Consider the following 12,484-nt stretch of genomic DNA (forward strand, 5'->3'; position numbering starts at 1 on the left):
TATGTATAGCGAAAAAGTAATGGACCATTTTATGAACCCTAGAAACGTTGGAGATATTCCAGATGCTAATGGTGTCGGAGAAGTTGGAAATGCAAAATGCGGAGATATAATGAAGGTATATCTTAAAATAGAAAATGAAGTAGTAACTGATGCTAAATTTAAAACCTTTGGATGCGGATCTGCTATAGCATCCTCCAGTATGGCTACTGAGCTTATAAAGGGAAAATCAGTTTCTGATGCATGGCAGCTTACAAACAAAGCTGTAGCTGAAGCCCTAGATGGTCTGCCACCTGTTAAAATGCACTGCTCAGTTCTTGCTGAAGAAGCAATTCATAAGGCAATAAACAATTACAGAATTAGTAAGGGACTAGAACCATGGGACTATAAGGAACATGATGATATTCATGATGAGGTTCATGGAGAATAATTTATAAATTAATAATTAGATTTAAAAAGAAGAACTTTAGAGTTTTAACATGAACTCAAAAAGTTCTTCTTTTTTAGTTATATTTTTAATTATTTGGGAAAAAATAATATTTAACATATTATACGGTAAATAATGAATATAGAGGGTACCATGTTTAGAACAAAAGATTTTATCATGATGGATGTAGTTGATATTAAGGGAAAAAAGGTTGGCTTTGTAAAGGACATAATTATTGACTTTCATAAAGGAGAGGTAAAGGGTTTTGTTGTTTCTACCTATAAACTTCTGCAGAAGACAATTACAGTTTTAAAAGAGGATATCGTTTCCTTTAATAAAGCTATGATTATCTCAAGTTATGGAAAAGAGACCCTCCTTAAGTTTTCGGCTATTAAAAATATGGATATAGTAAATAGATATGGTGATATTATTGGAATGGTTGAGGACATCTTATTCCATGAATTTACCTTTAAAATAACAGGTCTTATTGTGTCTACCGGGTTTTTAAAAAATGTACTTAAAGGGAAGAGAATACTTTTAATGAACACTTTGATACTTGGAAATGAAAGTATACTATGTACGTCATTAGATAGTGATATTAGCTTCTTAAGTGTTCCTCATAAAATATTTACGGAAGAAGAGTGCCATGAAGAAAATATTTAAAATTTTATTAATGCTTATAGCCCTATTTTTAATAATCTATGTTTTGTTTAATAGTGACCTTTTTAAGGAAATTGTTTATCTATTAGTAATGTCTTTTATCGCAGCCTATTCCTTGAAACCAGTTATAAATTTAATGATAGAAAAGGGCATAAACAAGAAGCTGGCAGCTTTAAGTATTATTTTACTTGCTATAGTACTTACTATAGTTTTTATAATTGTAATTATACCCTCATTATTTAAGGAAAGCTTAAATATAAGCGATACATTACATAAAATTCAAAGCTATCTTGAAGGAATTTATAATAACTTAAAGCCTCTTCAAAATAATAAGACCATGTTTATCTTATTTGATGGCATAAATTCAAATATTAATAAGATGCTTACAGATATGCTTAACAATATTTTTAAAGGTGCCTTAAACGTTGGAGAAAATCTTCTAACCTTATCTGTTGTTCCAATAATTGTCTATTATTTTCTAGCTGATAGTGAAATAATTTTCAATAAGATTCTAGTTTTCTTTCCAGTTAAAATTAGAGCAATGGTTAAAAAGATAATTGGAGATATAGATAAAATTCTAGGGAGATATATTGTAAGCCAATTTGTATTATGTATTATAGTTGGTATCTTAACCTTTATTGTGCTTATAATCCTCCACGTAGATTATCCACTGCTTTTATCTGTTTTAAATGCCGTATTTAATATAATACCTTATTTTGGTCCTCTTCTAGGCGGTATTCCTGCAGTGCTTATTGCCTTTTTAGGATCTACTAAGATTGGTATTTGGACTTTTATCTGTTTAAATATCATACAGACAATTGAAGGTAATATTATATCTCCTAAGATTACGGGGGATAGTGTAAGCATGCATCCCTTAACTGTAATAATTCTTCTTATTATAGGTGGTAAGGTAGGAGGCTTTATAGGTATGGTGCTGGCTGTTCCTATAGGTGTTGTTATAAAGATAATTTATGAGGATTTAAACTATTATCTTTTTTAATTCGATAGGTTTTAATTAAAGATAACTTCTAATTGCCTATTTTATAGATTTCATAAAAATCAAATATTGACATGTGGTACAATTTAACTTATAATTTTTATTAAATTAATATATGGTTATGACGAGAATGAGTAGTAATATTGAGATATTAAGAGAGGAAGTGGTTGGTGCAAACTTCTTAGGAGATATTATGAAGCTGTCTTTGAGCCATGTTATGCTAGAGTGATACAATTATTGCATTGTATAATTAGGGTGGTACCGCGAACAACTTTCGTCCCTTTGGGATTTGAAGGTTGTTTTTATTTTATTTTAACGGAGGTAAATGTCCTAAATGGACATTTACGGGTAGTTTGCGAACGGGAGTGAGTAATCTTAAACTACCCCGTGGGCGAAGCCAATGTCCTAAATGGACATTTACGAGGTAGAAGCCCTAAATGGGCTTCTACGGGTAGTCTAACCATGAGTAATCGGCAAGTTAGACTAGCCAGTGTATCGAGCGGGAGCGAGAGAGCTTAATTTCTCAGTGTTTCCGACTAAAAGGAGGTTAAAGCCCTAAATGGGCTTTAACGAGTAGTTTTACGAGCGGAAGCGAGTAGTGCTAAACTACTCAGTGTTCCGACTAAAAGGAGGAATTATTATGAAAACTATGGGACTAAATGAAATAAGAGAAAAATATTTAAGTTTTTTTGAAAGCAAAGAACATTTAAGACTTGAAAGCTTTCCCCTTGTACCTAAAAACGATAAAAGCTTATTGCTTATAAATGCTGGTATGGCTCCTTTAAAGCCTTATTTTACAGGTCTTGAAGTTCCACCAAGCAAAAGAGTTACTACTTGTCAAAAGTGTATTAGAACAGGAGATATAGAAAATGTAGGCAAAACCTCAAGACATGGTACATTTTTTGAAATGCTAGGCAATTTCTCCTTTGGAGATTATTTTAAAAAAGAAATAATTCCATGGTCTTGGGAGTTTGTAACAGTTACTTTAGGCTTACCAAAAGATAAATTATTTGTAACCATTTATCTTGAAGACGATGAAGCTTATGAAATTTGGAGCACTAAAACTGACGTTGATCCTGCTAGAATTTTCAGACTAGGCAAGGAGGATAATTTTTGGGAAATAGGTCAGGGACCTTGCGGACCATGTTCTGAAATTCATTTTGATAGAGGAAACGGTCCTATTACAACTGTAGAGGATTTTGTAAAGGCTGCTGATGAAGATAGAATAGTAGAATTTTGGAATCTAGTATTTACTCAATTTGATAAGGATGAAAATGGAGTTTATAACTTGCTTCCAAATCCTAATATTGATACTGGAATGGGGCTTGAAAGAATTGCAACTATTATGCAGGGCGTAAACAATATATTTGAAGTTGATACAATAAAAAATATATTAGATAACGTATGTAAAATTGCAAAGGTTACTTATGGTTCAGATAATAAAAATGATATTTCTATAAGAATAATTACAGATCACATTAGAAGCATGTCCTTTATGATTTGTGACGGAGTACTACCTTCAAATGAAGGAAGGGGCTATGTACTAAGAAGAATCTTAAGAAGGGCTGCTAGACACGGCAGACTTCTTGGCATTAGTAATATATTCTTAAATGAACTTTGTGATATAGTTATTGAAAACTCAAAAGAAGCTTATCCAGAATTAATGGAAAGAAGAGACTTTATTAAAAAGGTAATAAAATTAGAAGAAGAGAGATTTGAGGAAACTATAGACAGCGGTATAGAAATTTTAAAGCAGTATATTATAGAACTTGAGAAATCTCACAGCAAAACCTTACCTGGAGACAAGGCATTTAAGCTTTATGACACCTATGGTTTTCCACTAGAGCTTACTTTAGAAATATTAGAAGAAAAAGGGATGGAAGTTTCCATAGAAGAATTTAATACAGAAATGAAAAGTCAAAGAGAAAGAGCTAGAGCTGCTAGAGGGGAATCTAATTATTTAGGAAACGATGATAATATATTAAATAAGATTCCAACTGACATTAATACTAGTTTTACAGGCTATAATTCCCTAATTTCAAATACACAGGCCTTATTAATCATTAAAGATGAAGAGTTTGTATCCCTCCTTCAAAAGGGTGACAAGGGAATAATTTTAACTTCTGAAACACCTTTTTATGCAGAAATGGGAGGTCAGGTAGGAGACAGCGGAACTATTTATAATGATAATTTTAGTGCAGTAGTTTATGACTGCAAGAAAAATATTTCAGGAAAAATCCTTCATTTTGTTGAAGTTACAGAAGGATATATTGAAGAAGGAAACAATGTAATTCTTGAAGTTGATGAAAAAAGAAGAAACAGTATAGGAAGAAATCATACTGCAACTCATATGCTACACAGTGCACTAAAAATGGTACTTGGAAATCATGTAAATCAAGCAGGTTCCTTGGTAGATGAGCATCGATTAAGATTTGACTTTACTCACTTTACTGCAGTAACACCTGAGGAATTAAAGAAAATAGAAGCAATTGTGAATGAAAATATTATGAAGGTCTATAATGTAAATACCGATGTTATGAATCTAGAAGAAGCTAAAGAAAGCGGTGCCATGGCACTATTTGATGAAAAGTACAAAGATGAAGTTAGAGTGGTTTCCGTTGGAGATTTTAGTAAGGAGCTTTGCGGAGGCACCCATGTTAAAAATGCAGGTGAAATTGGTATTATTAAAATAGTTTCAGAGGCAGGAGTAGCTGCAGGCATAAGAAGAATAGAAGCAGTTACAGGTTTCAATGCAATAAACTTCATGGAAGAAAAAGAGAATGTAATTAAAGATGCAGCCTTAAGCTTAAAGTGTTCAGAGAAAGATGTATTAAATAAAATTCATCTACAAGCTGCGGAATTAAAAGACAAAGAAAAGGAAATAATAGAATTAAAAAATAAACTAACTAGTAATGTAGAAGAAGAACTCTTAAGTAAGGTTAAAGAAGTAAAGGGAATAAAATATATAGCTGCTTCTCTAGATGGTATAGATGCTGATTCCTTAAGAAATCTAGGGGATAAACTTAGAGATAAAATAGGCGAGGGAGTAGTAGTTTTAGGAAGTAATGTACAGGGCAAAGTTCAATTTGTTGCTATGGCAACTAAAGGGGCTGTAAGCAAGGGAGTGCACTCCGGTAAGATAGTAAAAGAAATTTCTGCTATTGCTGGAGGCGGCGGCGGTGGAAGACCGGATATGGCTCAGGCTGGAGGTAAGCTTCCTGAAAAACTTGAAGCTTCTATTAATAAAGTACAAGAAATATTGGATACATTAGTAAAATAGTGTACTTTTAAAAAGAAATAGTATATAATGTTCTTAATAGATACCTATTATCATTATTAAATGATAAAATGAGAGGTGAAACGTAATGGGATATAATAATGAAAATACTATACAGTTCGATTTTTCAAAAGATAAAAAGGATTTGACAAAAGAAATTCTAAATGAAGTTTATAATGCATTAATTAAAAAAGGGTATAATCCAGTTAATCAATTAGTAGGATATCTCATTTCTGGCGATCCAACTTATATTACTAACTATAATGGTGCAAGAGCACTAGTTAGGAAATTAGAGAGAGACGACATTCTTGAAGAAGTATTAAAGGCTTATCTTGGTATAAAATAAAAAATGCCCGCAGGGGCATTTTTATTTTAATATTACTTTGAAGGGACCTTAATTCATAAACTTTACTTATTGATGCAAACATTTTTTATCGTTATTGAATTTTTATTAGTCAAAGGCAAAAAAGGAGTAAAAATGAGAATTCTTGGTTTAGATCTAGGAGCGAAGACAATTGGAGTAGCAGTAAGCGATCCTTTAGGTTTCACAGCTCAAGGTGTAAAAACAATTTTAAGAAAAAATAAAAATGTGGATTTAGAAGATATCAAAAGTATATGCAAGGAATACAGCGTAGATACTATTGTAGTGGGTCTTCCTAAAAACATGAATGGCACTATTGGGCCGCAAGGTGAAAAGGCCATAAGTTTTGGCAAACTTATAGAAGAAGCTACAGGTCTACCAATAGTAATGTGGGATGAGAGGCTTACTACCGTTGCCGCTACTAGGGCAATGCTGGAGGCTGATTTATCTAGAGCTAAACGAAAAAAGATAGTAGATAAAATAGCTTCAACCTATATACTCCAGGGCTATTTAGATAGTTTAGGTAAATAATATTGACATAATATACCACATAATGTAAAATAACTCTATTATAAAGGAGATAATTAACTATGGAAAATGATATAAGCTCAATCGTTCTTACAGATGAAAATGGCGAAGAAAAGGAATTTGATGTTGTAACTAAGCTTGATATTGAAGACAAGGAATATGTTATTGTAATTCCATCTGATGAAGAAGAGGAAGATGCAATAGCTCTTAGAATAGACAAAGACGAAAATGGTGATGACCTACTAGTTACAATTGATGATGAAGAAGAGTTTGCTATGGTTCAGGAAGCCTATGAATTAGTATTTTCAGATGAAGATTTAAATTAATAAAAGGGGAAGGGTTATTATGCCTAAGTTGTCATCTAATGAAATCGAAAAATTAAAAAATAATCTTAAGGAAAAAGGTTATAAGCTTACACCTCAAAGAAGGGCTATAGTTGACAATATTATTAAAAATGAGGGAAGCCATCTTACTACTGAGGAGTTATATGATTTAGTAAAACAGGAGTGTCCGGAAATTGGTCTTGCAACTGTTTATAGAACTGTGCAGCTTTTAGAGGAACTTAATGTAGTAAGTAAATTAGACTTAAATGATGGCTGTTATAGATATGAATTAGTTCATGAGGATGAGAATCATCATCATCATCATTTAATATGCAGCAATTGCGGCAAAGTAATTGAGGTTCAAGGCGATTTATTAGAGGTACTTGAACATGAGATAGAAAGCAAATATGATTTTAAAATTAAGAATCACAGCGTTAAATTTTACGGGATTTGTAATGAATGTAAAGACAAAATTTAGCTATTAATAGCTGATTAAGCTATAAGAAATAAATTTACAATGGCAAAATTATTAAAAGGAGGAAAACATGAAGAAGGAAAAAGATAAGATACGAATTATTCCTCTAGGCGGCTTAAACGAAATCGGGAAAAACTTAACTGCAATAGAATACAAGAATGATATCGTTGTTATTGATTGTGGTTTAAAGTTTCCAGACGAAGAAATGTTTGGAATTGATATAGTTATTCCCGATGTAAGTTATCTAGCAAAAAATATTGAAAGGGTACGAGGAATATTTCTTACTCATGGACATGAGGATCATATAGGGGCACTGCCCTATGTGTTAAAACAAATTAATGTACCCGTTTATGGAACAAAGCTAACTTTAGGTATTGTAGAGACCAAATTAAAGGAACACGGGCTTCTTAGCACGGTAGAACTTATTAGGGTAAATCCTAGGGATGTTATTAAGCTTGAAAATGTTTCAGTAGAATTTATTAAAACTAATCATAGTATTGCAGATTCCGTTGCAATTGCAATACACACACCTTTAGGCATAGTATTGCATACAGGTGATTTTAAAATAGACTATACACCTATAGATGGGGTGGTTGCAGATCTGCCTAGATTTGCCGAACTTGGAAGAAAAGGTGTTATAGCTATGATGGCAGATAGTACAAATGTTGAAAGACCAGGCTATACGGATTCTGAAAGCACTGTTGGTGAAACCTTTGAGAATATTTTCTCAAAAGCTAAGGGAAGAATACTTGTTGCAACCTTTGCTTCAAATATTCATAGACTACAGCAAATTATGAAAATAGCAGATAGATATGGTAGAAAAGTAGCAATATCCGGCAGAAGTATGGAGAACATTGTTGCTGTGGCAGTGGAGCTTGGATATATTACTGCCGATACTAGTAATCTAATAAGTATTGATAACATCAATAAATATAATGATAATCAGATAGTTATTATTACTACAGGAAGTCAAGGAGAGCCAATGTCTGCACTTTCAAGAATGGCAGCTTCTGAACATAAAAAAGTGACTATAGTTCCAGGAGATTTGGTAATTATTTCTGCTAATCCAATACCAGGAAATGAGAAATTAGTTTCTAGAGTTATTGATCAATTATTTAAAAAAGGTGCTGAAGTAATATACGAAAATGTACATGTATCAGGCCATGCCTGCCAGGAAGAGCTAAAATTAATGCATACATTAGTTAGACCTAAGTTCTTTTTACCTGTACACGGTGAGTATAGACATTTGAAGCAGCATGCTGAACTTGCAATTAGGCTGGGACTGCCTGAAACAAATACCATACTTGCAGACAATGGTGAAGTTATTGAGGTAACGAGAGATTCTATTAAGAAAAATGGAACTGTTACTGCAGGGCAAGTTTTTGTAGACGGACTTGGAGTAGGCGATGTTGGTAATATCGTACTCAGGGACAGAAAACATCTATCACAGGATGGAATTTTAACCGTTGTTGTTACAATAGAAAAGGAATCTGGAAGTGTAATAGCAGGTCCAGATATAATTTCCCGCGGCTTTGTATATGTGAGGGAATCAGAAAATCTTATGGAACAAGCAAGACTTATAGTTAAAGATGCACTTAGAGAATGTGAGGAAAAACATATAACCGAATGGGCATCTATAAAATCTAACATTAAAGAAGTATTACGATTATTTTTATATGAAAAGACAAAAAGAAAACCAATGATATTGCCTATAATAATGGAAATATAAAACTTCCATTAATGCTAAGTTGACTTTTTATGTCCATAATATTAGAATAAGTATGATAAAAATAAATTGGATGCTGCCTAAGTGTCCAATTTTTGTTGTGTTTTAGCATTATTTGTTAATGTTTTAATATAATCAATAAAATTTGCACTATATTGGAGGATAAATATGAACTTATTTACTAGAAATGATATTAGAAATGTTGCAATTATAGCTCACGTTGACCACGGCAAGACTACTCTTGTGGATGCACTATTAAGACAAAGTCATATTTTTAGAGAAAATGAAAAGGTTCAAGAAAGAGTAATGGACTCAAATGACCTTGAAAGAGAAAGAGGAATTACTATTCTATCTAAGAATACTGCTGTTATGCATAATGGTATTAAAATAAATATAGTAGATACTCCTGGACATGCTGATTTCGGCGGAGAAGTTGAGAGAGTACTAAAAATGGTGGACAGCGTTTTACTTGTTGTAGATGCCTTTGAAGGGGCTATGCCTCAGACAAAATTTGTTCTTAAAAAGGCACTTGAACTAAAGCTAAAGCCAATTGTTGTAATTAACAAAATCGACAGACCTGATTCTAGGCCTCTAGAAGTTATTGATGAAGTATTTGACCTTTTTGTTGAGCTTGGTGCAGATGACAGTCAATTAGACTTCCCTATAATCTATTGCTCAGCTAAGGACGGAATTGCTAAAAAAGAAGTTGATGATGAAAGCACAAATATGGATCCATTGTTTGATGCAATCATTAAGAATGTTAAGGCTCCAGAAGGATATATTGATGAGCCAGTTCAATTACTAGTAACTACTTTGGATTCTAATGAGTATGTTGGAAAAATAGCTATTGGAAAGATTGAAAGAGGAACTCTAAAAAGAAATCAGCAGGTTGCACTAATAAGACGTGACAACAGCATAAGCAATGTTAAGATTTCTAGCCTATATGTTTTCAGTGGCTTAAAGAAAGAAGAAGTTGAAGAGGCTATGCTTGGTGATATTGTTGCTGTAGCGGGAATTCCTGATATCAATATAGGTGAGACTATTGCAGATGCAAGCAAACCAGAGGCTCTTCCTTTTGTAGATATTGATGAACCAACTTTAAGTATGAACTTTATGGTTAATGATTCACCTTTTGCTGGTTTAGAGGGTGATTATGTTACTTCACGTCACTTAAGAGATAGATTATTTAAAGAAATAGAAACAAATGTAAGCCTTAGAGTTGAAGAAACTGATTCTGCAGATTGCTTTAATGTAAGCGGCAGAGGAGAACTTCATCTATCTATATTAATTGAAACCATGAGAAGAGAAGGTTATGAATTCCAAGTATCTAAGCCATCTGTAATCTTTAAAGAAGAAAATGGCAAACTACTTGAACCAATTGAAAGACTTACAATTGATGTACCTGAGGAATTTATGGGTGTTGCTATGGAAAAATTAGGACCTCGTAAAGCTGAAATGGTTAATATGACTTCTGCTATAAATGGTTATACACGTTTAGAATTCTTAGTTCCATCAAGGGGTTTAATAGGCTTTAGAAGTGAATTCATTACTGATACTAAAGGTAATGGAATAATGAATCACGTATTAGAAGGCTACGACAAGTATAAGGGAGAGATACCAGAAAGAAGCAGAGGCTCTATTGTAGTATTTGAAGCTGGTGAGGCTATAACTTATGGTTTATATAATGCTCAAGAGAGAGGGACTCTATTTATAGAAGCTGGTACACCAGTATATGAGGGAATGATTGCAGGTGAAAACTCTAGATTAGGAGATATTGAAGTAAATATTTGTAAGAAAAAGCATCTTTCAAATACTAGATCATCTGGTTCAGATGAAGCTCTTAGATTAACACCTGTAAGACAAATGTCCCTAGAGCAGTGTCTTGAATTTGTTGCCTCTGATGAATTAGTTGAGGTAACACCAAAAACTATAAGACTAAGAAAGAAGATTTTAAGCAATGACCTTAGAAAGAAAATGATAAATAGAAAGTAAATATATGGGGTGGGGCAATGAAAAAGGTATTTTCAGTAATTATTGTCATTTTAGTGGTACTAGGAATTTTGGGGTTTATTATTTATAGAGATGCACTAAAAACTATAAGGCATCCTTTTATAAGCACTACAAGTAATGTAGAAGTAAAGGTTAATAGCGGTGACAGCTTAAATACTGTTATTGAAGGCTTAGCTTCAGAAAAAAAGATAGGTAATTCCTTCTTAATAAAATGGTATATTAAAAATCAAAAGTTAAGTTCAAATATTAAGCCTGGCACTTATAGTTTTGCTGCTAATACTTCTATAGAAGATTTTGTGAAGGGCCTAGAAGAAGGCCGAGATAATTTGAATACCATTAAAATTACAATACCTGAAGGTTATGATATAGACCAAATTGCCCAACTTCTAGAAAAAGATGGACTATTTAAAAAAGAAGATTTTATAAATGCAGTTAATAGTTATAAATTGCCTTCTTATATAAAGCAGGATGATAAAAAAAGATATGCATTAGAAGGCTACCTTTTCCCAGACACATATATCTTTGGTAAAAATACAAAGTGTAGCGAAGTTATAAAAACTATGCTTAACAGATTTGAGGAAGTAGTTTCAGAAGTAAATAAAAATAATAATGGAGCTATTAAGGACGAAAATATAGAAAATATTATTACAATGGCTTCTGTCATTGAAAAAGAAGCAGTTACAGAAAGTGACAGACCAAAGGTTGCTTCAGTATTTTACAACAGAATTAATAAAAATATGAAGCTTCAATCTGACGCTACAGTAATTTATGCATTAAATGTCCATAAAGAGGTAGTTTATACAAATGACTTAAAGGTAAATTCACCCTATAACACTTACCTTGTTCAAGGTTTACCTATAGGTCCAATATGTTCTCCGGGAAAGTCTTCTATTGTAGCTGCTTTAAATCCTGAGAAATCAAAAAATATATATTTTATAATTATTAAAGATGGACCTCATTTTTTCAGTGATAATTACAATGAATTTTTGAAAATAAAGAAACAATATATAGATTCAAATATAAAAAAATAAAGCTTTATTTTGCAATTGGAGGATGCTATGAGTGGAATAACTTATGATTATATGGAACATTATATTAAGGGCTTAATACCAGATAATACTGGTATCCTTAGAGAAATGGAGCTTTATGCTGCAAAAAATTCTGTTCCTATAATTCAAAAGGAAGTTGGTAAGTTCCTAGAACTTATGATTACTCTAAAGAATCCCATTAAAATTTTAGAGCTAGGCACAGCTATTGGATATTCAGCTATTTTAATGGAGCTTAGCTCGAAAAATACTGCAAAGATAACAACTATTGAAAGAGATCCCAATATGGTAACAATTGCAAAGGAAAATATTAAAAATCATGGATTTCATGATCAAATTGAAGTTATTGAAGGTGACTGCCTTAAGGTTCTCGAAGGTTTAGATGACAAGTATGATTTAATATTTATGGATGCAGGAAAAGGTCACTACAATCATTTCTTACCTCATTGTCTAAGGCTATTAGATAATAAAGGGATGATTATAGCAGATAACGTCCTTTTTAAAGGCATGGTAGCCTCAAAGGAGCTTTTAATAAGAAGAAAGATAACAATTGTTAAGAGGATGAAGACTTATTTAGAACTTATATCAAGCAATCCTGAACTTGTAACTTCAGTTATACCAATGGGAGACGGTATCGCAGTAACAACAAGGAGGTAA

At 32.5% G+C, this 12,484-nt stretch carries 12 protein-coding genes and 1 other annotated feature; all 12 genes read left to right on the forward strand.

The features are described 5' to 3' along the window. Nucleotide 1 precedes the first annotated feature (1 nt). The gene (gene nifU, locus ACJDUH_RS08365) at nucleotides 2-427 is read left to right on the forward strand and encodes a Fe-S cluster assembly scaffold protein NifU (protein ID WP_406764696.1); all 426 of its coding nucleotides are present in this window, start codon (nucleotides 2-4) and stop codon (nucleotides 425-427) included. A 150-nt stretch (nucleotides 428-577) separates the two neighbouring features. Further along, nucleotides 578-1,087, forward strand: coding sequence for a PRC-barrel domain-containing protein (locus ACJDUH_RS08370; RefSeq protein WP_406764697.1), 510 nt, complete (start codon nucleotides 578-580; stop codon nucleotides 1,085-1,087). Continuing rightward, nucleotides 1,071-2,084: an AI-2E family transporter gene (locus tag ACJDUH_RS08375; RefSeq protein ID WP_406764698.1), complete on the forward strand. Its 1,014-nt coding sequence runs from the start codon at nucleotides 1,071-1,073 to the stop codon at nucleotides 2,082-2,084. Before ACJDUH_RS08370 ends, ACJDUH_RS08375 begins: the two co-directional genes overlap by 17 nt. Before the next feature lie 109 nt (nucleotides 2,085-2,193). After that, nucleotides 2,194-2,366 (forward strand) — a binding site (T-box leader). A gap of 355 nt (nucleotides 2,367-2,721) precedes the next feature. Next, the gene (gene alaS / locus ACJDUH_RS08380; protein ID WP_406764699.1) at nucleotides 2,722-5,361 is read left to right on the forward strand and encodes an alanine--tRNA ligase; all 2,640 of its coding nucleotides are present in this window, start codon (nucleotides 2,722-2,724) and stop codon (nucleotides 5,359-5,361) included. Between the two features lie 85 nt (nucleotides 5,362-5,446). Then, nucleotides 5,447-5,704 carry an IreB family regulatory phosphoprotein gene (locus ACJDUH_RS08385; RefSeq protein WP_406764700.1) on the forward strand — a complete coding sequence of 86 codons (258 nt, stop codon included), beginning with the start codon at nucleotides 5,447-5,449 and terminating at the stop codon, nucleotides 5,702-5,704. Nucleotides 5,705-5,836: 132 nt separating this feature from the next. Further along, nucleotides 5,837-6,250 carry a Holliday junction resolvase RuvX gene (gene ruvX / locus ACJDUH_RS08390; protein WP_406764701.1) on the forward strand — a complete coding sequence of 138 codons (414 nt, stop codon included), beginning with the start codon at nucleotides 5,837-5,839 and terminating at the stop codon, nucleotides 6,248-6,250. 59 nt (nucleotides 6,251-6,309) lie between these two features. Continuing rightward, complete coding sequence (locus ACJDUH_RS08395; protein ID WP_406764702.1) at nucleotides 6,310-6,573, forward strand: DUF1292 domain-containing protein; 264 nt, start codon at nucleotides 6,310-6,312, stop codon at nucleotides 6,571-6,573. Between the two features lie 19 nt (nucleotides 6,574-6,592). Beyond that, nucleotides 6,593-7,048, forward strand: coding sequence for a Fur family transcriptional regulator (locus tag ACJDUH_RS08400; RefSeq protein WP_406764703.1), 456 nt, complete (start codon nucleotides 6,593-6,595; stop codon nucleotides 7,046-7,048). 67 nt (nucleotides 7,049-7,115) lie between these two features. Continuing rightward, the gene (locus ACJDUH_RS08405; protein WP_406764704.1) at nucleotides 7,116-8,774 is read left to right on the forward strand and encodes a ribonuclease J; all 1,659 of its coding nucleotides are present in this window, start codon (nucleotides 7,116-7,118) and stop codon (nucleotides 8,772-8,774) included. 165 nt (nucleotides 8,775-8,939) lie between these two features. Beyond that, a complete protein-coding gene (gene typA, locus ACJDUH_RS08410) occupies nucleotides 8,940-10,763 on the forward strand; it encodes a translational GTPase TypA (RefSeq protein WP_406764705.1) in 1,824 nt (607 codons plus the stop codon). Between the two features lie 17 nt (nucleotides 10,764-10,780). Then, the gene (gene mltG / locus ACJDUH_RS08415; protein ID WP_406764706.1) at nucleotides 10,781-11,812 is read left to right on the forward strand and encodes an endolytic transglycosylase MltG; all 1,032 of its coding nucleotides are present in this window, start codon (nucleotides 10,781-10,783) and stop codon (nucleotides 11,810-11,812) included. A 27-nt stretch (nucleotides 11,813-11,839) separates the two neighbouring features. Further along, on the forward strand, nucleotides 11,840-12,484 hold the full coding sequence (locus ACJDUH_RS08420) for an O-methyltransferase (protein WP_406764707.1): 645 nt from the start codon (nucleotides 11,840-11,842) through the stop codon (nucleotides 12,482-12,484).

The organism is Candidatus Clostridium radicumherbarum, assembly GCF_045310525.1.
Taxonomy (GTDB): domain Bacteria; phylum Bacillota; class Clostridia; order Clostridiales; family Clostridiaceae; genus Clostridium_AT; species Clostridium_AT radicumherbarum.

Bases quoted from the DNA above. Each gene is read 5' to 3' on its own strand.
- ruvX (WP_406764701.1), top strand. From the start codon at position 5,837: ATGAGAATTCTTGGTTTAGATCTAGGAGCGAAGACAATTGGAGTAGCA.
- ACJDUH_RS08420 (WP_406764707.1), top strand. From the start codon at position 11,840: ATGAGTGGAATAACTTATGATTATATGGAACATTATATTAAGGGCTTA.
- alaS (WP_406764699.1), top strand. From the start codon at position 2,722: ATGAAAACTATGGGACTAAATGAAATAAGAGAAAAATATTTAAGTTTT.
- ACJDUH_RS08395 (WP_406764702.1), top strand. From the start codon at position 6,310: ATGGAAAATGATATAAGCTCAATCGTTCTTACAGATGAAAATGGCGAA.
- ACJDUH_RS08400 (WP_406764703.1), top strand. From the start codon at position 6,593: ATGCCTAAGTTGTCATCTAATGAAATCGAAAAATTAAAAAATAATCTT.
- ACJDUH_RS08370 (WP_406764697.1), top strand. From the start codon at position 578: ATGTTTAGAACAAAAGATTTTATCATGATGGATGTAGTTGATATTAAG.
- ACJDUH_RS08375 (WP_406764698.1), top strand. From the start codon at position 1,071: ATGAAGAAAATATTTAAAATTTTATTAATGCTTATAGCCCTATTTTTA.
- mltG (WP_406764706.1), top strand. From the start codon at position 10,781: ATGAAAAAGGTATTTTCAGTAATTATTGTCATTTTAGTGGTACTAGGA.
- nifU (WP_406764696.1), top strand. From the start codon at position 2: ATGTATAGCGAAAAAGTAATGGACCATTTTATGAACCCTAGAAACGTT.
- typA (WP_406764705.1), top strand. From the start codon at position 8,940: ATGAACTTATTTACTAGAAATGATATTAGAAATGTTGCAATTATAGCT.
- ACJDUH_RS08405 (WP_406764704.1), top strand. From the start codon at position 7,116: ATGAAGAAGGAAAAAGATAAGATACGAATTATTCCTCTAGGCGGCTTA.
- ACJDUH_RS08385 (WP_406764700.1), top strand. From the start codon at position 5,447: ATGGGATATAATAATGAAAATACTATACAGTTCGATTTTTCAAAAGAT.